Genomic DNA, 19,956 nt, shown 5'->3' on the forward strand with positions numbered 1-19,956 from the left:
CAGCGCAGCTCCCGCGTCGGCGCCGGCGTCATGAGCTGGCTGATAGGAAGCTTAGCTTGAACTCTCTCCGTCATTGGCCATATGCGGCTTATCAGCTGGAATTGCGCCGATGTGCCCGACGGAGACCGAACGCCAAAGTCCGCGCTATGCCAAGATCGACGTCTGGGAACCGGCCGAGATCCTGGATTCCATGATCGAAGGGCAATTTTCCGCCGTCGCCGCCGTTCGCTCCGCGCGCCCCGCGATTGAGCGGGCGGCGCTTGCGATTGAGCGCCGGCTGCGTGGGCCTGGGCGGCTCGTCTACGTGGGCGCCGGCACATCCGGTCGCTTGGCTGCCCAGGATGGGGCGGAGCTCATGCCAACCTTCGGCTGGCCGCAAGATCGTCTTCTGCTCCTCATGGCGGGCGGACAAACCGCCCTGCTACACGCTGTTGAAGGCGCCGAAGACCAGGACCACCAAGCGGTCGAACTCGTTCGGCGCCATGAGATCGGGGCGTCCGATGTGACCATCGCGGTGGCCGCAAGCGGCACGACGCCTTTTACGCTCGCCTGTTTGCGCGAGGCGAAAAACAGAGGCTCCTTGACAATCGGCGTCGCGAACAATCGCGGGACGCCGCTTCTCCAGGAGGCCGATCATGCGATTTTTCTCGAAACCGGCGCGGAGCCGATCGCCGGCTCGACGCGGATGAAGGCGGGAACCGCCCAGCGAATCACGCTTATTCTGCTCTCGTCGCTCGTCATGATCCTGCTCGGGCGCGTCTACGACGGCCTCATGGTGGATGTGCAGGCTTCGAACAAGAAACTGGTCCGACGGAGCGAAAAAATCCTGTCGCGGCTGACCGGTCGCGGCGACGAGGAGATCCATGAGGCCTTGCAGCGCGCCGGCGGGAGCGTGAAGCTCGCCTTTCTCTTGCTGCAGGGCTACGGGCTCGCCAAGGCGGCGGCGGCGCTGGATGAGGCAGAGGGGCATTTACGTCGCGCGATGAGCTTGATGGTCGAGCGGCCAAAGACGGCGGACCTTCGAGAGACCCAGCCGTACATTCGGGAAGATGCGACGCACGAGTAGGGTTTAATCAGTTCATCCAAATTTCAGCTTCCGTATGCGTGTGATCGACGCCTCGGCGTGCGCCCGCATCGACGCATCCTGCGCGCTGGCCTGGAGCAGCCGACGGGCGAATTCCGCAGTCTGCTCCTGCTCGTCTTTCATGTTGTTGCCGATGAGGATAAAATCCGCGCCGGCGTCAACCGCCTTCGCGCAGGCCTCGCCCGTCGACATCAGCTTTTGCACGCCCTGCATTTGCAGATCGTCGGTCAGGATGCAGGCGTCCGGCGCCCAGCCGCGCATTTTATTCACCGCGACGGCGGAGAGGCAGACCGGCGTGTCTTTCTCCCATTGGTTGACGATGCCGTGGCTGAACAGAACCATCGGGACGCGCGCGATCAGCTTCTTGAACACATTCACTTGCGCGTCGGTCAGGCAATCGGAAAGATCCATGACGTGGTCATGGGGATTCACCTTCGCGCCGCCGGTGCCGGGAAAGTGCTTCAAGCAAAGTTTCAAATTCACCGAGCCAGCGACTTCCGCCAGCGCCTCAACGCATGCCTTTACAACATTGGGATCGCTCGAGTAGCTGCGCTGGACCGACCCCACATCCGGGCTGTCGGGGTTGATGTCGAGGTCGACGACCGGCGACAGGTTCACATCGATTCCGATCTGTCGCATCTGCGCGTAGGACGGGCGTAAAACGTCCCGCCGTTCCGAGGCGGTCAATCGCCCGAACTGGCGAGCGCTGGGCAGCGGAATAAAGCCGCGCTCTTCCTTCAACCGGCGGACCTTGCCGCCTTCCTGATCGATAAAAATCAGCGGACGCGAGGGGAGAGCGTGAAGACTCTCGCAAAGCTCCTCGAGCTGAGCCGGACCATAGACATTCCGTTCGTATTTCTGATCGGTGCAGTCGTAGTCGAAAAGAATGATCCCGCCCAAGCCGAAGCTGCGGGCAAAATCCTGCAGCCAGCCAGGGATGAGCGGGTCGCGAAAACCCAAGATGAACAGTTCGCCGATCGGCAGATCCATGAGCGTAAAATGGTAAGGGCGAGAGGACTGTCAAAGCAGTCCTCGCCGCCATCCAGCTCGATGTTGCGCTGATCGGCTGATGTCGGACGCACTCTCGTGGTCGGAGGCGCGTTAGGGCCGCCCACGCGGTCCGTTGATAACTCTGAAGCCGCGATATTAAAGTTTGCGCATAGCGCCGTCGGCTGTCTCGGCCCTGATGTCGGCGAAACGGCACGCGCCGCGGCGGCGCTGGAACGGCGTAATCGCCAACAGCCAGACATGGCTGATCGCCTTGGCCGACCCGGCGATATGGGCGGCGTAGTCGGAAGCGACGTCCCGCTCCAGCTCCCGCCACGTTCCGAGGTCCTTCGTGCCGGAACCGACGATCATATGGGTCTCGATGGCGTTCCAGCCGGCCAGCGGACAGCGGAAAACCTTACCCTCGGGCAGCGCCGCGCTCCAGATATAGGTGAGGTCCTGGCCATCGTCGAATTTCACGCCGATGGACAGATAATCGTGAACGGGCGCCTGATCTTCCGCCGCCGCAGACGGCAGCTCGTCGATTTTCCAACGCCAGCCGAGTTTCGGGCGGGAAGCGAGAGAAAGCGCCAGCGGCCGCTCGATAATGGAAGCGGCTCCCGCGCTCTCGCAGACGATCTCGCCGTTCGTGTCCCAAACGAAGCTCTCCTCGCCGCCGCCGAGCAAAAAGAGATTGGACCAGCCTTCCGGCAGCCTGCGGTTACGGCGCAGGCGCGCGAGTTCTGTCGCGACAAGAGCACCGACGTCGCCACTCTTGGCGGCAAGGCTCGCGGCAAGGCTCGCGAGAAGGCTCGCGAGGCCAGCAGCGGCGTCGCCTCGCCATAGAAGCGCAAGGCCGGTCATTTTCACGTCATCCTTGCGATAAACCTCCTCCGGAATGGTAAGCCGGCCGTCCGCGTCGGCGTACAGCGTCGCCAAGCGGGCGACCTCGACGGGACCGTCATGCGATGCGGTCATGGTGCTCGTGTCCGTGCCCGGACTAAAGATCGGCCGTCGACGCCGCGTGCGAGCGTGGAAGGCGAGACCGGGACGGAACCAGAGGTCATGCTGACGAGACAGCCACCATCGCCCAGTGACGAGAAAGGTGATCTGTTGACCTTTCACGGCCTCAAGGCCGAGATCGGTCCACGGCAGATCGGAGCCGTTTATCTCGAAGACCCGATAGTCCGCGAGTTCGGGCGGATGCGCCCCGGCGATGAGATCCTCGACGCCTTTCCTAAAATTCGCCGGCGCCGGAACGCCCTGTTCGGCGGCGAAGACGGCCTTCGACGCCTCGGCCGCGAAGGGCGCAGCGACGCCGAGAGCCATCGCGCGCCGCAATATGTCGCGCCGCGAAACGCCGCCCCATGCCGTTCCAGTCGCAGCGCGAGAAAGGTTGAGACAATAAACGCACATTGGCTTTCTTTCTGATCTCTCGTTCTGATCTGTTGCCGAAACGGCGTAACTGGCGCGGGTTCGTGATCGGATGGCGGAATGCTATGCTTCACGCCGAAGATCTGCATGCCAGGACATGCCGAAATCCGACGTTTAGTGGCGCGCGAGGGCGATGGATGCGACGAAAGGGATATACGCGCGCGAGCACGCTCGGGCCGATCGCCGGCGTCGTCACCGCGAACGGCGGCTCGATCGAGCGGGTCTTTCGCCGCGCCGAGCTTCCCCTCGGTTTGCTGGAATCGCCCGATACGCTTCTGCCTCTGCGCGATCATTTCCGGCTGCTCGCGATCGCCTCGCGCGAATTGCGGGACGAGGCTTTCGCGGCCCGACTCGGCCGCCAAACGTCGATCGCGGGCTTAGGAGTCTATGGCAAGTGGGTCATACAAGCGCCCACCTTGTTGGAAGCGATCCATCGCGCGGGAACAAGCCTGCCGCATATGATGCAGAGCGCGACGCGGCTCGCCGTCCGACGAGACGGCGACGAGGTGCACTGGTCATATGAGTTAGCCGACCCCGCCACGGATGGACGTCCGCAGAACGAGATTCTCGCACTCTGGTACATGATCGTCATGATCCGCCATTTCGTCGGCGCGGGCTGGCTACCAGATCGAATCATGGTTGGGGGTCTGCCCGCCAACGCCCGGCGTCGCATCGACGAGCAGATGGGCGTCGATACGGTAATCTGCGACAGACCCGGCGCAATCGTTTTCGATCAACAGCTGCTGATGGCGGTCAATCCGCATCTTAATGCGAATCGAGGTCTCAGCGCCGGCGAACTCGAACGCATCTTCGACATTCCGGATCCGGATGACATGCCGGGCAATGTCGGCGCCCTGATCGATCTTGAGCTTCTCGACGGTCGCCCTGACCTTTCCCGCATTGTTCGTCGGGCGGGTTTATCGCAGCGAACGCTGCAGCGCCGGCTCGCCGAGTCCGGACTGAGCTTCTCAGATCTCTTGAAGAATAAACTGCAACGACGGGCGATGAGTCTGTTATGCCAATCCTGGTCGATCACCGAGATCGCCTTGATGCTCGGCTATCGCGATCCTGCGCATTTCAGCCGCGCCTTCGAGAGCTGGAGCGGAGTAGCTCCCAGTCGATGGCGAGAATTGGCGAAGGCTGGCGGATGAGCGTTTAAATTCTGCTGTCATCATCTTCGCTGCGTTCGCAACTGACGCATGAAAGCCTCGACCTGCGCCTCCCCCACGCGGATCCTCGAGGTGATGAAACGCGAACCGGCAGGTCGTGACATCGAAAGCCGATCCGCGAATGCGAGTCTGAAGCCGCCGTCAATCGACGCGCTTCGCAGCGGACCAGCTGGATCGACGATACGCATCTCGTATCAAGTTCGAGAGACAACGAGAATGCCTGTTCCGATCATGGCTGAACCCGCGGCTCGGTTCATCAGCTTGATGCGTTGTGGCGAATGAAAGAACCCGCGCGCCCTGAAGCTTGCAAAAGCGTATGCAAAACAGACGGTCAGATCAACGCATAGGATGATCAGCGCCACGACGAGCGCGTCGACCATTGTGAGATGACGCATATCAAGCAGCAGGGGAATCATTCCCGCATGGAAAAACATCGCCTTTGGGTTCCCGAGGGAAATCATAACTCCCATGACGAAGCTTCGAGCGAACCCAGCGCTACTGCTATCGGGACCCTGCGGCTCATTGCGCTTTGAAGACAGCCACAGTTTCAATCCGAGCCAAACCAGATAGGCGGCTCCCACAACCTTGATTGTCAGGAACATCCATCCCAGGGAGTGGGCGACGAACGCCAATCCAAACAGCACAAACATCGCCAGGGGCACATCGCCGATCGCTACGCCCAGCGCCAATCCCGACGCGGCCTTCCAGCCTTTGGTCATCGCGGTCGCGATAATCGAGACGATCGCAGGTCCGGGCGTAGCGGCCGCGAGCGTCAAGGCGCCGGCGTAAACCATGAGCGAAGTCATTGTCATGGCATATTCACCTTCGATTCCCATTTCCGCCCGCCCAGCGTCGTTGCGGATGTTGGATCAGGTTGTCGCAGCGGCTTGGCCACGCGGTCCTTGGCGCAACCGGAGCATGACGTTCCCTCCGCGTTGAAACTCGTAATCGACAATTCGCTCTTCGCGCGAAGCTGAGACATCATCGTGGAAAATGTCGAGACGATCCGCCCTCGATCTCGACGGCGCCGAACATGTAGATGGGATCGACCGATATGACGTGCGCGCCTAACGTCGTGGCATCAGCGTTGAAGCTGGCGGGCCCATCCCCGCAACCCAGCACGCCTCCTCGCAAGTCTGCGTCGGACAGCGCGAACATTGCGCGATATTCCGCGAAGCTTCGCCCCCACGGAACGATGTTGGACAAGTTCATGGCGCTCTCCAGTCATAGGAGCCGCCGCAACGCCGCTGGGATCGAGGGATTTTGGAGAGAGTAGGACCACGCCCGCGGAATCACGGCGGCGATGGTCGATCATTGACGAAATGACGACGCGCCGCTCTTCAGAAAGAGCGCCACCAAAAAAATAGGGCGAGATTCACGGTGAGGATCATATGACCCGAATGTCATGCAGAGCGATCGGCTGTCAATAGGCCGTCGCCAACGCAAGCGGGCGGGTGGCTCTCAACCATTCCGCAACCAGCGCCCGGCCATGCTCGCCCGCTACGAGCAGCAGCTGAGACGTCTACAAGTGGCGCCGTCCCGCTCCCTCGCGCCTGCCAGGTCCCCGCCGGGAGCGGGAGCCTTTCCTTTGCCCGCGCGCCGTGCGACAAGCCGGCGGAGCCCCCGCGGTCGGCCGGCCCGCCGCAGGCCGTCCAGTTCGCCTTGCTCGTAGGGTCCGGGTCGCGCGCCCATGTCGGTCAGACATCCGATCATCTCCATCACCGGCTCGTCCGGCGCCGGCACCAGTTCGGTCAAGGCGACGTTCGAGCAGATTTTCCGCCGCGAGCGCATCGAGGTCGCCTATGTCGAGGGCGACAGCTTCCATCGATACGATCGCGGGGAGATGAAGGCCAAGCTCACCGAGGCGCATGCGGCGGGGAACCAAAATTTCAGCCATTTCGGCCCGCACGCAAATCTGCTGCCCGAGCTCGAGACGCTCTTTCGCGAATACGGCGAGACGGGCTCCGGCCGCTACCGCCATTACGCCCATGACGAAAACGAGGCGGCGCGGCTTCGCGTGCCGCCCGGGACGTTTACCGATTGGGTGGAGCTGCCGGCCGATACCGACGTGCTGTTCTATGAAGGGCTGCACGGCGCGGTCGTCACCGATGACGTCAATGTCGCGCGCTACGCCGATCTCAAGATCGGCGTCGTTCCGGTGATCAATCTGGAGTGGACGCAGAAGCTGCATCGCGACCGGCATTCGCGCGGCTATACGACCGAGGCCGTCACCGAGACGATTCTGCGGCGCATGCATGATTATGTGCATTATATTTGCCCACAGTTCTCGGAAACGGACATAAATTTCCAGCGCGCGCCGACGGTCGACACCTCGAATCCCTTTGTCGCCCGTTCGATTCCGACGCCCGACGAATCGATCGTCGTCATTCGCTTTCGCGATCCGCGAGGGGTGGACTTCCCCTATCTTGTGGCGATGATCGCGGGAAGCTGGATGTCGCGCGCCAATTCCATCGTCATTCCAGGCAATAAGCTTGATCTCGCAATGCAGCTGATCCTTACTCCAAGGATCCTCGAACTGGTCAGACGCAGGAAAGGCGTGACGTGAACGACACTATATTGACGGCGGCCAAGGAGACCTCCGCGTCGGCGGCTGGCGCAAAATCCGATCCGACGCGCTACGCCAACGCCATCCGCGCCTTGGCGATGGACGCGGTCGAAAAGGCGAAATCCGGCCATCCCGGCATGCCGATGGGCATGGCCGACGTCGCGACCGTGCTTTTCCAGCGCTTCATGAAGTTTGACGCGAGCCGGCCGGACTGGCCGGACCGCGACCGTTTCGTGCTGTCCGCCGGCCACGGGTCGATGCTGCTTTACGCGCTGCTCTATCTGCTCGGCTATCCGGGCATGGGCCGCAAAGAGCTCGAAAACTTCCGCCAGCTCGGTTCTCCGACCGCGGGCCATCCCGAATATGGCCACGCCGCCGGCATCGAGACGACCACCGGTCCCCTCGGCCAAGGGCTCGCGACCGCGGTCGGCATGGCGATCGCCGAGCGCCTCTCGGCGGCGCGCTTCGGCGACGATCTCGTCGATCATTTCACCTATGTGATCGCCGGCGACGGCTGCCTGATGGAAGGCGTCAGCCATGAGGCGATCGACCTCGCCGGACATCTGAAGCTCTCGAAACTGATCCTCTTCTGGGACGACAATTCGATCTCCATCGACGGGCCGACGAGCCTCGCGACGTCGACGGACCAGATGGCGCGTTTCGCCGCCGCCGGCTGGCATGTCGCCCATGTCGACGGCCACGATCCCGAAGCGGTCGCGCAGGCGATCGCCGCGGCGCAGGCCGATCCGCGGCCTTCGCTCATCGGCTGCCGCACGCTGATCGGCTATGGCGCGCCAACCAAGCAGGGCAAGGAAAGCTGCCACGGCGCGCCGCTCGGCGCGGCGGAGATCGACGCCGCGCGTGAAGCGCTCGTCTGGCCGCACGCGCCCTTCGAATTGCCCGACGACGTGCTGGAGGCCTGGCGCGCGGCGGGGCGCCGCGGCGCCAAGGCGCGCGAAGCCTGGGAGGCGCGACGCGCCGCGTCCTCGAAGGGCGCCGCCTTCGACGCCTTCATGAAAGCCGACGTCGCGGCGCAGGTCGCCAGTCCGCTCGCCGAGTTCCGCGCCACGCTCGCCGCCGAAAAGCCGAAACTCGCCACGCGCAAATCCTCGGAAATGGCGCTCGGCGTCATCAACGCCGCGACGCAGGCGACGATCGGCGGCTCGGCCGACCTGACCCATTCGAATTTCACCATCACCAAGGGCATGGGCGAGGTCGCGCCCGACGATTTTTCCGGCCGCTACATCCACTATGGCGTGCGGGAATTCGGCATGGCGGCGGCGATGAACGGGATCGCGCTGCATGGCGGCTTCGCGCCCTACGGCGGCACCTTCCTGGTGTTCTCCGATTATGCGCGGGGCGCGATCCGCCTCTCGGCGCTCATGGGCCTGCGCGTCATCTATGTGCTCACCCATGATTCGATCGGCCTTGGCGAAGACGGGCCGACGCATCAGCCGGTCGAACATCTGGCGGCGTTGCGCGCCATGCCGAATCTCCACGTCTTCCGCCCCGCCGACGCGATCGAGACCGCTGAATGCTGGGAGCTGGCGCTCGCCAGCCGCCACACGCCGTCGGTCTTGAGCCTGTCGCGGCAGAACCTGCCGACGCTCGATCGGCCGATTGGCGAAAACCTTTCCGCCAAGGGCGCCTATGTGCTGCGCGACGCGGTGGGAAAGCGCGACGTCACGCTGCTCGCCACGGGATCCGAGGTTGAAATCGCCCTCGCGGCCGCCGACATTCTGGCCACGCAAGGACTGAAGGCCGCCGTGGTCTCCATGCCTTGCTGGGAACTCTTCGAGGCTCAGTCCGAGGCCTATCGCGCCGAAGTGCTGGGCGGCGCTCCGCGCGTCGCGGTCGAGGCGGCGGTTCGGCTCGGCTGGGACCGCTGGATCGGCGAGCGCGGCGCCTTCATCGGCATGAGCGGCTTTGGCGCGAGCGGGCCGGCCGGCGAGCTCTACAAGCATTTTGGCGTCACGGCGGAGGCTGTGGCTGACGCGGCCCGTACGCTAGTTAAGACGTAAGAGATAGCGGAGGCGACAATGGCTCTCATCACACTGCGGCAACTGCTCGATCACGCCGCCGAGCACGATTACGGCGTTCCGGCGTTCAATATCAACAATATGGAGCAGGGCCTCGCCGTCATGGAGGCGGCGGCGGCGGTCGATGCGCCGGTCATCATCCAGGCCTCGCGCGGCGCGCGCGCCTACGCCAATGACGTCATGCTCGCCAAGATGATCGAGGCGCTTGCCGCCATCTGGCCGGACATTCCGCTCGTCATGCATCTCGACCATGGCAACGCCGAAGCGACCTGCGCCACCGCCATCCGCTTCGGCTTCACCTCGGTGATGATGGACGGCTCGCTCAAGGCCGACGGCAAGACGCCCGCCGATTACGACTATAATGTGCGCGTCACCCGCAACGTCGTCGACATGGCGCATTGGGTCGGCGCTTCCGTCGAAGGCGAACTCGGCGTGCTCGGTTCGCTCGAAAGCGGCATGGGCGAGAAGGAAGACGGCCACGGCGCCGAAGGCAAGCTCTCGCACGACCAGCTTCTGACCGATCCGGCGCAGGCCGAGGATTTCGTCGCCCGCACCAAGGTCGACGCGCTGGCGATCGCCATGGGCACGTCGCACGGCGCTTACAAATTCTCGCGCAAGCCCGACGGCGCCATTCTGGCGATGAAAGTCGTCGAGGAAATCCATCGCCGCCTGCCCAGCACGCATCTCGTGATGCACGGCTCGTCGTCGGTGCCGCAGGACTTGCAGGACGCCTTCAACGCCGCGGGCGGCGAGATGCCGCAGACTTGGGGCGTGCCGGTCGCCGAAATTCAGCGCGGCATCAAATATGGCGTGCGCAAGATCAACATCGACACCGACAACCGCATCGCCATGACCGCGGCGATCCGCGACGTTCTCGGCAAGAACAAGGGCGAGTTCGATCCGCGCAAATATTTGAAACCGGCGATGGAGGCGATGCGCGCTGTCTGCAAGCAGCGCTACGAGGAATTCGGCACGGCGGGCCAGGCGTCGAAGATCAAGCCGATCCCGCTCTCCGAAATGGCCAAGCGCTACGCCAGCGGCGCGCTCGACCCGCAATTCGCCGGCAAGAAGGCGGCGGAGTAGCGTCATGACTGGCGTCGCCATTGCGCCCTCGATTCTCTCGGCCGACTTCGCGCGGCTGGGAGAGGAGACACGCGCGATGGCTGACGCCGGCGCCGACTGGATCCACCTCGACGTGATGGACGGGCATTTCGTGCCCAACATCACCTTCGGGCCAGGCGTCGTCGCGGCGCTGCGGCCGGTGACGACCCTGACGCTCGACGTGCATCTGATGATTTCGCCGGTCGACCCCTATATCGCCGCTTTCGCGGAAGCGGGCGCCGACGTCATTACCGTGCACGCCGAGGGCGGGCCGCATCTCCACCGCTCGCTGCAGGCGATCCGCGCGCTCGGCAAGAAGGCCGGCGTATCGCTCAATCCGGCGACGCATGAAAGCGCGCTGCAATATGTGCTCGACGATATCGATCTCATCCTGGTGATGAGCGTCAATCCGGGTTTTGGCGGGCAGAGCTTCATTCCTTCGCAGCTCGATAAAATCCGCGCCATACGCAAGATGATCGGACGGCGCGCGATCCATCTCGAGGTCGACGGCGGCGTCACGCCGCTGACCGCGCCGCAGGTCGTCGAAGCTGGCGCCGATGTTCTCGTCGCGGGCTCGGCCGCTTTCCGCGGCGGGCAGCTCTGCTATGCCGACAATATCGCGGCGCTGCGGCGGGCCGCGGCGAGCGCCGGCGCGATCGCCGTGTGAGCGGCTTCGCCGCGCCGCCCGGCAGTTGATTGTCGCGACGGGGCGCGCTATCGCCTCACCTGCGCATTGGGGCGTCGCCAAGTGGTAAGGCAGCGGATTTTGATTCCGCCATACGGAGGTTCGAATCCTCCCGCCCCAGCCAATCATTTCAATACCTTATGCAGTTTATCGGAATGGCGTGGCTCGCTTTTGGCTCGCCTCACGCCGGCCGAGCGCGGCCCTGCCTCGACACGAAGTGAAGCGCTCGGTAGCTTCGAGTCGCATGCTCGTCTTCCTGATCATCCTTTTTGCCGTCCTCTTCATGCTGTTCGGCGTGCTCGCCTACGGCGCGATCAATGATGGGCTGCGGTATCTTTTCACCGGAATTTCGGTGATCTGCTTCATCTGGGTTTTGATCCTGGGGCTACGCCTCGCGACGCAGAGCGACGCGCCGGTGCCCCCGCAAGCCGCGACCGACGCACCAAAAATTGCGACGACGGAACCGATCAAAGCTGAACCTGTCCCGCCAAAACCGCCGCCGGTCGCCGTTCCCGCCACGCTGCCGAAGCTGGCGGAAAAAGGAACGTCCTTCCATCTTGAGCCCAGGCAGAGCAGCCCCATCTTCCGGATACCGAACGGCAAGCGCGCGCACGTTTCGGTTTTCGGCGGCGCGCTCACTGTGTATTCAGGCGGGGTTGTAAAGCTCACATGCGATCGACGCGGCTTTACGATTGCCGGCACCGGCGATGGCAATCAGTTCGTCGCGTGCGACTCGACAGTCGATGTCTTGATCGATGATGTTGCTGATTAGGATCGTCAGTGCCGCTCGCGATCAAGCGGCAATGGCGGCCATGAGTCAGAGCTGCGCGCTCTCTTCGTCGTTCGTCCTATAGTGCGACAGGGCCTCGAATGGCGATGCGGGGAGCGAGTTCTGGGGTAGTGGCTTCGACGCCGCCGGCGACTTCTGCGGGCAGGTGCGTGCGGTATGTTCGGTGCTACCGCAAATCGAGCACTTCTGCTTCTTCGGCGTTCCTCCCGCAAAAAGCTCCGCAAGCTGCTGGTCGATCTCCTCGCGCTTCCGGATGAGTTCTTTCGCTGCGGCTATTCGGCTTTCGATGCTCATGCCTTCCTCCTGTTGTCGTTCGCATGGTTGTCGTTGGCGTGGCGCAAGCGGTGGCGCGCCATCGCCACATATTCCTCGTCCTGTTCGACGCCGATGAAGTTGCGGCCGAGTAGCTTGGCGGCGACAGCCGTGGTGCCGGAGCCGAGGAATGGATCGAGGATCGTGTCGCCTGGCTTGCTGAATGAAGCGATGCACCACTTCATCACTTCGAGCGCTTTCTGTGTGGGGTGTCGGACGCGCGGCTCTTTGCTGTCGCGAACGAACCCGCGCCACCGGCTATTGAAAACTTGGGCGGGTTTGTCGAACGAAGTCCATGCAAGTTCGCAGTCAGCGAAGGTGCCGCAGGGTAGACCATCGTTCTTCCACCATACGAGCCAGCATCGCGAGGGGGGAAGGAAATGGGTAAAGTGATTGCCGCCCCAGATAACTTGACGCTTGCTCACGCGCAGCATCTCGTCGAAATAGACTTTCGGCGGAATGGCGTTATCCCATTTCTTTGGAGTGAACTTGCTGTCCCAGATATGGCCGTTCTTTGCGACACCGATGCCGTAGGGTGGATCGGTCACCACGAGATCGATGGACTTGTCGGGAAGCCGCACCAAGGTGTCGAGACAGTTCCCGAGGATCAGGCGGTTCATGCCGCCCTCCTGTTGTCGTTGGAGGCTTTCAGCTGTGCGAAGATGTCCTCGAACAGCGCGGGCGGGATGCGGCTGCGGTCTTTGGCGAGCGCGATTCCCTGTGTGCCGCTCTTAGAGCCCCGCGGCGCCGCTTCGTGACAGCTGTCGCCGTTCTTGCAGGGAGGCCGCGGAGTCCACCACCAGGCATTTGTCCAGATGTCGGTCGGCTTCATGCGCGTGTCGCCGTACTGGCAGTAAGTAACGGTGTGTCGGGTGAGGCCTTGCATGAACGGCATCTTGCGGAGCATCCCGCGCGGGTTCTCGATGAACCACCATGTCGGCCCCGTCGACGCGATCACTGCGAGTGTGCGTACGATGAGACCGATCGCGGCGCGGGCGCGCTTGGTCTTCGGCCGGCCATCGCGATACCAATTCCTGCCGATGACTGCGACGCTGAATCCCTCGCACGGCGGAGACGCCCAGAGGATGTCGGGTTTGCGTGGAAGGTCTAGAGGGCTGACCTGATTGATGTCTTTGCAAAGGTCGGGACTGAATGAGTTGTCGTTGTCGACGGTGAAAGTCTTGTGGCCGAAGTGGCGGGCGACCGCACTGAATGATTCGGTGCCGCTGAACAGTTCGATGGTCTGCACGAAAGTGTCCTCCGTTTCGAGAGGACACCCACCTATAACCAGAAATCGCTGTTGTAACCGTTACTTATGCGCCGTCATGAGACGACACATCACGTATGAAGTCGGGCGCAATTACGAAAATATTTTCGGTGCGCAAGGGCGTGCATCCACCGAAGAGCGCTTCGAATCTGACTTGACGAACGCCTGCCAGATGTTCTTTGTTCGTTCCTATGACGGCTGGGCGACGCGTCCCTCAAAACACCGCCGAATATGCGCGGTGGCTCGCCGGAGAAATCTCGCGCCGCTACCGCGACACGTGGTTTGCGCGCGATACGACGATGTTCGTTGCGATGGCGCTCGAAGGATACGCCGACCTACTCGATAGCAGGGAAGCCGCGAAGCTGACATTCACGGTGACCGCCATCGATGACTGCGGGCATTCAAATGTGATCGCCGCAGCAAACAATGTCGAGATTGCTTGGGCCGCGTACAGCGCAGCAATCCCGAAGCAGACGCACGGCCGCCTCTTGCTGCATCAGAGTGCGCGGATCATCGCGCAGCATCCGCCGGAAGCGGGCCAGAAGCTGCTTGAGGCTTGAAGAGGCTTTGCACCTGGATTCCGCTGTTGACCCTGAGCGGTCCTTCGCAGGACCGCCAGTCGTGTTCCGAAATGACACTCGACTTCTTCAGCTATCCTTTGCAAGGCTTAGGCTACACACGCGAGCGTGCCGCTTGGGCAAAATTCTTGATATTTGCAGGTGGCTTGTGGTCTTGCGCATCTGACGCAGATTGATGCCAGATATAGCATCGGCGCAACGGAGGGTTGGCCGCCATTAGCTTGGTGAACCGAATGCCTAAATTATTCCAGTTCACAATTGAGAAGGAAGCTCTGAAAGCACTGCCGGATCGGCAGCTATCCATCGTGCTAGGAGGAGGAAAAATCCTGAACGAAATGAATGTTTGTACCAAACACCTATGGTTCTGTATGAATACGGTGCACGCCAGCAGGGATGGTCCGGACAAGAGCGCTGCCTTCACCTCGCTTTCGTTCTTCCTGCGTGTCCTGGCTGGTCATGTCTTCGAAGCGTACGAGTATTTCCGGAAGGTAGTTCGTGTCGACGAGTTGCAAGCGTCCAACTCAAGCCTCTTAGACGCTGCTTTTTATGACGACATAAAGACGCTCAACAAGTATTTCGGGCCGAGGAATATAATCGCCCAGATGCGCAAAAAATTTTCTTTTCATACTGATCCGATGCTTCTGCGTAAGTCTTTCGAGTGCATGCCAGCGGGGTTCACTTACGAAGCTATATTGGGACAGGAGCATTCGGGTCACAATATTTTTTATGGCTCTGAAACGGTGATCATTGACGGGATTCAGCACCTCAAGCCTCACCCTGATTGGGAATACGCTATCAATTCGGCTTTCGAAGAAACAACCCGGATTGCCAATCTTCTATCAAAAGTCTTTCAGCGCATTATTGGGTCAATTATGACCGAGCATCTTAAGGTGTCGATGGACGACGCGGAACGGGTAAGCGTAACCGACGGCCCGCCGATCGACACAGTTCTGATTCCTTTCTTCTGCCAACCACCAGCAGGCCGATCCGCCAAATGACTGTCGCCTCGGCGCAAAATTGCGCAGCCGCCGATTTTTCCATATTTACAGCGCGGCGCGTGCACCAAAATAGCGTAATGCCCGACATGAAACGTCGAGGGTCGTCTGGTCCTGGCGCATTGCGGAAATTCAAGCCGGACAGTAATCGGCAGCGACTGATGAATTCAGAATCGCTGGGCCGCATATAGCGCTGCGATGCCGAAACAGACGCACGGCCGCCTCTTGCTGGATCAGAGTGCGCGGATCATCGCGCAGCATCCGCCGGAAGCGGGCCAGAAGCTGATTTCAACTAGCAATTAGCGGCTGCGCAGAGCGAATATGAACGTCACCAATAGGGTGACGAAGATTGCTATGCTCACCCAGTCGTAGCGCTCGCGCAGAGGGCGCTTGCGCCATTCGCGCGCTTCGTCCCGGTCTCGATTGTCTTGCCCTCGCCAGCCCATCTATGCAGCCTCAATCATGCGCGGGTCGTCGTCGCCGACGCCTGAACGGTTGACGCGAGTCGAAACGACCCATTCGCGCAACGCATCCTCGGGCAGCGGGCGCAGTAGAGAAGCGGGGTTGTCGCCGCGTATCCACGCCGCTGTATCTCGCCAATCGAGGATGACAGGCTCGCGATTGTGATAGGCGCTCATCCACTCATTGGCCGGGCCGACGATGATCGTTGCCGAAAGAACGTCCTCGCCCTCCGGGCTGCGCCAATTATCCCAGAGCCCCGCAAAGGCGAGTGGCCGGCCATCCGGCGCGCTGAAGTAATGCGGAATACGCGTCGATTTTGGCCCCGTCCACTCGTAGAAGCCGCTCGCGGGAATGATGCAACGACGCGACTTGAAGGCGCTGCGCCACATCGGCCCATCAGTGACGCGCTCGGCGCGAGCATTGAATGTCGACGGCACTTCCTTGAGAGATTTCTTCCACCAGTAAGGCACAAGACCCCAGCGCATGGGAACAAGTTCGCTGCTATCGCCGGCGACGCGAATGACTTCGATCATGGTCGTCGGCGAGATGTTGTATCGCGGCGCGAGATTACGCGGCTGGCCGACAAGGTCGGCAAGACGTTGAAGCTCCGCCCAACTAAGCTGCTGCGAAAAGCGGCCGCACATTCAGCTGCCCTCAAATTCCGACCCAGTGAGACTCGGCGAAAGCCATCTTCAAACTCGCATTCGGCACTGTAGCACCGAACTGCCGATATCCTACCGGGGACGCACGCCTCATCTCGTCACTTTGTGCGTTGGCGCACCGCCATGCAGCTCCGTTGAGCGCATGACAAAAGAACAACCGCAGTGCCGTCTTGTATCTGGAGAAAGAAATGATCCGCCTTCGCCGGCCCATCGCATGCACCCTCTTTCTGTTGTTGACCGCCGGCTTGATATCGGGTGCGTCGGCCGCCGAATGCCAGCGCGCCGATGCGGCGCTCGCCGGTCACTACTATATGCGCGGTGTGATGGAAGTCGGTTCAGAGCTTCAGCTCAAAGCAAACGGCGAGTTCGAGTATATGCTCGCCTATGGCGCGCTTGATGAGTACGCTACGGGCTGCTGGTCGCACGAGGGGCAGACCGTCATGCTCGTCGTATCAAAATTCGAAGCCAACGCGGAAGACCCGATGAAATTCGAACGTCTCGAACTGGAGATCAAGCCCGATGGAAAGCTCGTGCGCCGGTTCGGTGACGGCCATGCAGGCGCATATTCGCGCTAACGCAGGATAGGACGAAGAGAGCCTCGCGTCGTACGCGGGGCTCTATGAGTTTGGATCAGATCGCATCATTTGCGCTCGAACAGCGTCGGCTCGTCATATCTGCCGGTCGCCGTCTTCTGTGTTGGTGGCCGGCAGTCTTTTTCCGTCGATGACCACGAAGCGCGAGCCACTCATGTCACCTCCTCCAACTTTTCCGAGAACGCCCGCAGATAGTCCGCGGCTTGCGATGCCTTCGATGCGGCCGTGAAGATCGCACGCTCGTCTGTTTTGAGCAGTGACAGCCAACTCTCGATATAGCCGGCATGGCGCAACTGCCCCTGCAGACCGAGATGCGCGCAGAGGAATGCCGCGCCTAGCTCGGCGACCAGCTCCTCGGCCGCATATGCTTTCGTGCCGAAGCGATTATTGAGGTCGCGGTTGAGGCGCGATTTATGGCCGCTCCAATGCACAAGCTCATGCAGCTTCGTCGCTTGGTATTGCTCTTCAGTTTCGAACATCTCGGGGTAGGGGAGCGCGACGAAATCCAGGGAGGGGACAAAGCATGCCCGATCTCCTCCATGGCGGATGTCAGCGCCGGTCGCTGTGGCAAACGCGTCGGCCGCTCCCGCTGGCGGCGCTGGCGCTGCTGGGGCGTCGGGCGCATCGAAGCCGTCCACCTGGGCGACGTTGAAGACGGTGAATGCGCGCAGCATGGAAATCTGGCGCTCCTCGTCGGCATCGTCGTCCTTTTTCACCGACAATCGCTTGGTGAAGACAACCTGTGTGCCTTTCTCTCCCTTGCGAACGCACGCGCCTTTTTCGAGCGCCTGTTTGAAGGTGATCCAGGCGTTGGTGGTGTAGCCGCGCACATCGGCCGCGTGCCACAGGATCGGGATATTTATCCCGCTGTAGCAGCGCCCGGTGATGGCATTGGCCGGTAGAATCCCGGTGCGGTTGCCGCTCTTCCACGGCTTCACCCAAGGCGCGGCGCCCTGTTCAAGCTCGGCGATGATGGATCGGGTGACGGCTTCATAGACGGCGGCGATCTTCATCGCCGCCTCCGTGTCAAAGACCGGATCATTGGGGTTGCTCCTCGCTATCAGCGAACCGGAATCGGCACGCTGAAGCGCGAGGGGGAGCCTGCCTAGTACATTGTACCGCCTGTCAGCACGCGCGAGCGGGCGGTGGATTAAAATGTTCCGTCGGAATGTGATTAAATTGTTTTCATGACATTGTGCGAGCGACGCCACAGCGGGTTCACAATGTCTTGGTAGAAAGAATCATTCCTCGACGGCTCTCCGCCTGGCTCGCACGCAGCTCTTCTTTGCGGCGCAGCACACCGAGCAATGCGAGGTCAGCATCAAACGAAGTGCGATATATGGTCGCCATGAGCGGCCAAGGTGGAGTCATACCGATGATTACCCTTGAAGAATGCGCAAAGTTCGCGGCGCTCGAAACAAACGAACTCTTCATGGGGGCTGTCCTTTCGACGAGGCATCAATCGCTGCTATCGAGTTACCTTTTGAATTTGAAGCGCGACCCTAGCGCCGTACGTAAGATGATTGTCTCTGACATTCGTGCGGCGATTGACTTGGGCGCGTCGAAATATGCGGCGGATCTCGTTCTCGTGCTTCGGATGTTCCTCTCCAAACATACGGAAGCGAGAATTTCGCAGCAGATGCCTCGCATGAGTACCCGCGCGTATATGACATGCAGTGTCGCGCGCCGGATGGGGAGGGGAGACTGCTCAGCCACTTGTGCCGCTGAAGATCGGGCGGTCAGGCGTTGTTGTGTGGATTAGAACAGCATGCCGGCGCGGTACAGGAGCGAGCCGACCCACAATACGAGCGCCAGGTAATAGAGTGCCCAGCCTTCGGCCGGTGGAAACCAGCGGGAGAGCGTGCGGAAGTTGTGCACGTACCATTCGCTCCCAAATCGCACCATTACGTTGGCACTGATCGCGTCGATGAGGAGAACGTAGAAAATGATCGCTTCCATGCACGTCACCATGCTCGATGAATACTTCGGAATGGCAATGTGGGCTTGGCACGCAGGATTCCTGACAGTCGTCCGCGCTGTCGCCACCTCACTCTAAAATTGGGTTCTGACCCATGTGAACTCCGGATGCGTCGAGATGATGCGCTGCCACCAGGTAACGTCATCTCTCACTATTGGCGACCTGTCATTGAGCCTGATTTGAAAGGCTCCGGGTTGCTGCTGTAGCGCGTCGAAGATCGCGCCTACCATCTGTGCACCCATCCCGGCTCGCAGCGAGTTGATCTCTTCGATGTAAAGCTCCGGCGGATCAAATCTGTTGGTAAGCATGAGCGATATCCCCGACGCTGTGTCGTTACCCGCTTTAACGATCATTTTAGGCGAGGTCGAAGCGAAAATCTCCCAGAAGCCAGGGCCGTAGGATTTTAATGTCACGTACAGCTGCAGCCTCCGCAAATTTAGATAAATTGCGCTGGCGGTCGTCTCGACCTGCTGATCGTCGGGTCTTCCTTCAGGGGGCATGCTAAGCAAATATTCTGGTTCTCCCACAGATAGAATATGTGCCGCGAACGTCCCCAGGGATGCTCTCCATTCGGGACGTTGCACCTACATCAGCGCGGTGCAAGTGTTGGCCGGGATGGGGAATCGGAGAAGGTAGACAAGAACAAAGTCGACCTCATAGGGCGGCGCTTCTGTGCGCACGCCTCGTATGTTCGCTGATAATCGCGCTGAGAAGGATGAAATCGACGCCCTGAATGAAGGATGCGAGCCGGTGCGATCGCTCTTGGTTTATAGATCGCTACTGTTCCTGGAATATTGGCACGATGTTGACCACTGCGGTCTGATCTGTCCAGCTTGCACCACGGTACGGCGTGCAGTGGAGCGTGTAGGTGGTGCGAGCGATGATGCCGCGCGAGACTTCGCTGCCTTTCGAGGAGCCGCGGGTGGTGGTCGTCCACGAGTCGCCATTGGTGCCCGAAACGGTGCAGCCGATGACGTTGATTACGTTCCAGAAGACACCGGTCGTATCGTTCTTCTTGACGAGCGTCGGACTGACCTTCCACGTGATGATCTTCGGCTGCGGCGGCGGATTGCACACGGCGTTCGTGCAGCCCCATTCGCACTCCTCGAAGAGCGTAAGCCTCCGCCGAGGGCCGTCTGGCGATTGGGGCTGACGGCGGCGATAGTCGTGCGCGTGGCGCGGGGATCGTGTCCACTATCGATGATGGACACTATCTCCGATGACCGAGGCGGAAAAAGACGAGGCTGCGGGTTC

General features: G+C 61.2%; 23 protein-coding genes and 1 tRNA gene. 11 read left to right on the top strand and 13 right to left on the bottom strand.

What is annotated here, in order from left to right:
* The first annotated feature begins 109 nt into the window (after positions 1-109).
* Positions 110-1,066, top strand: a complete 957-nt coding sequence (locus ACR65W_RS02055; RefSeq protein WP_434498814.1) for an N-acetylmuramic acid 6-phosphate etherase — start codon at positions 110-112, stop codon at positions 1,064-1,066.
* Between the two features lie 12 nt (positions 1,067-1,078).
* Here ACR65W_RS02055 and ACR65W_RS02060 read toward each other — a convergent pair whose 3' ends face one another.
* A complete protein-coding gene (locus tag ACR65W_RS02060; protein WP_434498815.1) occupies positions 1,079-2,074 on the bottom strand; it encodes a glycoside hydrolase family 3 N-terminal domain-containing protein in 996 nt (331 codons plus the stop codon).
* Between the two features lie 156 nt (positions 2,075-2,230).
* Positions 2,231-3,487, bottom strand: a complete 1,257-nt coding sequence (locus ACR65W_RS02065) for a DUF3047 domain-containing protein (protein ID WP_434502239.1) — start codon at positions 3,485-3,487, stop codon at positions 2,231-2,233.
* 155 nt (positions 3,488-3,642) lie between these two features.
* Here ACR65W_RS02065 and ACR65W_RS02070 point away from each other — a divergent pair, with 155 nt between their 5' ends.
* The gene (locus tag ACR65W_RS02070; protein WP_434498817.1) at positions 3,643-4,656 is read left to right on the top strand and encodes an AraC family transcriptional regulator ligand-binding domain-containing protein; all 1,014 of its coding nucleotides are present in this window, start codon (positions 3,643-3,645) and stop codon (positions 4,654-4,656) included.
* A 212-nt stretch (positions 4,657-4,868) separates the two neighbouring features.
* On the opposite strand, the gene ACR65W_RS02075 is transcribed toward ACR65W_RS02070, so the two are convergent.
* Both ACR65W_RS02075 and ACR65W_RS02080 read right to left on the bottom strand, forming a co-directional pair.
* Entirely contained in the window at positions 4,869-5,450 is a 582-nt protein-coding gene (locus ACR65W_RS02075) for a LysE family translocator (RefSeq protein WP_434498818.1), read from the bottom strand.
* Between the two features lie 205 nt (positions 5,451-5,655).
* Positions 5,656-5,886, bottom strand: coding sequence for a hypothetical protein (locus ACR65W_RS02080; protein WP_434498819.1), 231 nt, complete (start codon positions 5,884-5,886; stop codon positions 5,656-5,658).
* Between the two features lie 478 nt (positions 5,887-6,364).
* Between ACR65W_RS02080 and ACR65W_RS02085 the strand changes: the two genes are divergently transcribed.
* From ACR65W_RS02085 to ACR65W_RS02110, 6 genes are all read left to right on the top strand, one after another.
* On the top strand, positions 6,365-7,240 hold the full coding sequence (locus ACR65W_RS02085; protein WP_434498820.1) for a phosphoribulokinase: 876 nt from the start codon (positions 6,365-6,367) through the stop codon (positions 7,238-7,240).
* Positions 7,241-7,338: 98 nt separating this feature from the next.
* Positions 7,339-9,261, top strand: coding sequence for a transketolase (gene tkt / locus ACR65W_RS02090; protein ID WP_434498846.1), 1,923 nt, complete (start codon positions 7,339-7,341; stop codon positions 9,259-9,261).
* A gap of 18 nt (positions 9,262-9,279) precedes the next feature.
* Entirely contained in the window at positions 9,280-10,362 is a 1,083-nt protein-coding gene (gene fba / locus ACR65W_RS02095; RefSeq protein WP_434498821.1) for a class II fructose-bisphosphate aldolase, read from the top strand.
* A gap of 4 nt (positions 10,363-10,366) precedes the next feature.
* Positions 10,367-11,047 (top strand): ribulose-phosphate 3-epimerase, encoded by a 681-nt coding sequence (gene rpe / locus ACR65W_RS02100; protein WP_434498822.1) that lies wholly within the window; start codon positions 10,367-10,369, stop codon positions 11,045-11,047.
* A gap of 67 nt (positions 11,048-11,114) precedes the next feature.
* Positions 11,115-11,189: transfer RNA gene (locus tag ACR65W_RS02105), tRNA-Gln, on the top strand.
* A gap of 120 nt (positions 11,190-11,309) precedes the next feature.
* Complete coding sequence (locus tag ACR65W_RS02110; protein WP_434498823.1) at positions 11,310-11,837, top strand: hypothetical protein; 528 nt, start codon at positions 11,310-11,312, stop codon at positions 11,835-11,837.
* Between the two features lie 45 nt (positions 11,838-11,882).
* On the opposite strand, the gene ACR65W_RS02115 is transcribed toward ACR65W_RS02110, so the two are convergent.
* The 3 genes from ACR65W_RS02115 to ACR65W_RS02125 are packed head-to-tail and all read right to left on the bottom strand — an operon-like array spanning position 11,883 to position 13,416.
* Positions 11,883-12,149 (bottom strand): hypothetical protein, encoded by a 267-nt coding sequence (locus ACR65W_RS02115; protein ID WP_434498824.1) that lies wholly within the window; start codon positions 12,147-12,149, stop codon positions 11,883-11,885.
* Positions 12,146-12,787 (bottom strand): DNA-methyltransferase, encoded by a 642-nt coding sequence (locus ACR65W_RS02120; RefSeq protein WP_434498825.1) that lies wholly within the window; start codon positions 12,785-12,787, stop codon positions 12,146-12,148. Before ACR65W_RS02120 ends, ACR65W_RS02115 begins: the two co-directional genes overlap by 4 nt.
* Positions 12,784-13,416 (bottom strand): DNA cytosine methyltransferase, encoded by a 633-nt coding sequence (locus ACR65W_RS02125; protein WP_434498826.1) that lies wholly within the window; start codon positions 13,414-13,416, stop codon positions 12,784-12,786. Before ACR65W_RS02125 ends, ACR65W_RS02120 begins: the two co-directional genes overlap by 4 nt.
* Before the next feature lie 329 nt (positions 13,417-13,745).
* Between ACR65W_RS02125 and ACR65W_RS02130 the strand changes: the two genes are divergently transcribed.
* Positions 13,746-13,994, top strand: coding sequence for a hypothetical protein (locus ACR65W_RS02130; RefSeq protein ID WP_434498827.1), 249 nt, complete (start codon positions 13,746-13,748; stop codon positions 13,992-13,994).
* A gap of 251 nt (positions 13,995-14,245) precedes the next feature.
* Positions 14,246-15,010: a hypothetical protein gene (locus ACR65W_RS02135; RefSeq protein WP_434498828.1), complete on the top strand. Its 765-nt coding sequence runs from the start codon at positions 14,246-14,248 to the stop codon at positions 15,008-15,010.
* Positions 15,011-15,453: 443 nt separating this feature from the next.
* Here the strand turns inward: ACR65W_RS02135 and ACR65W_RS02140 are convergent, their stop codons facing one another.
* On the bottom strand, positions 15,454-16,113 hold the full coding sequence (locus ACR65W_RS02140; RefSeq protein WP_434498829.1) for an SOS response-associated peptidase: 660 nt from the start codon (positions 16,111-16,113) through the stop codon (positions 15,454-15,456).
* 206 nt (positions 16,114-16,319) lie between these two features.
* On the opposite strand from ACR65W_RS02140, the gene ACR65W_RS02145 reads away from it, so the two are divergent.
* Positions 16,320-16,706, top strand: coding sequence for a hypothetical protein (locus tag ACR65W_RS02145; RefSeq protein WP_434498830.1), 387 nt, complete (start codon positions 16,320-16,322; stop codon positions 16,704-16,706).
* A 170-nt stretch (positions 16,707-16,876) separates the two neighbouring features.
* Here ACR65W_RS02145 and ACR65W_RS02150 read toward each other — a convergent pair whose 3' ends face one another.
* From ACR65W_RS02150 to ACR65W_RS02170, 5 genes are all read right to left on the bottom strand, one after another.
* The gene (locus ACR65W_RS02150; RefSeq protein WP_434498831.1) at positions 16,877-17,737 is read right to left on the bottom strand and encodes an ArdC family protein; all 861 of its coding nucleotides are present in this window, start codon (positions 17,735-17,737) and stop codon (positions 16,877-16,879) included.
* 205 nt (positions 17,738-17,942) lie between these two features.
* Complete coding sequence (locus tag ACR65W_RS02155; protein ID WP_434498832.1) at positions 17,943-18,158, bottom strand: hypothetical protein; 216 nt, start codon at positions 18,156-18,158, stop codon at positions 17,943-17,945.
* Between the two features lie 324 nt (positions 18,159-18,482).
* Complete coding sequence (locus tag ACR65W_RS02160; RefSeq protein WP_434498833.1) at positions 18,483-18,683, bottom strand: hypothetical protein; 201 nt, start codon at positions 18,681-18,683, stop codon at positions 18,483-18,485.
* A 93-nt stretch (positions 18,684-18,776) separates the two neighbouring features.
* Entirely contained in the window at positions 18,777-19,211 is a 435-nt protein-coding gene (locus ACR65W_RS02165) for a hypothetical protein (RefSeq protein WP_434498834.1), read from the bottom strand.
* Positions 19,212-19,479: 268 nt separating this feature from the next.
* Positions 19,480-19,779, bottom strand: a complete 300-nt coding sequence (locus ACR65W_RS02170; RefSeq protein WP_434498835.1) for a hypothetical protein — start codon at positions 19,777-19,779, stop codon at positions 19,480-19,482.
* Positions 19,780-19,956: the final 177 nt, after the last annotated feature.

This window comes from Methylocystis sp., assembly GCF_051062815.1.
Taxonomy (GTDB): domain Bacteria; phylum Pseudomonadota; class Alphaproteobacteria; order Rhizobiales; family Beijerinckiaceae; genus Methylocystis.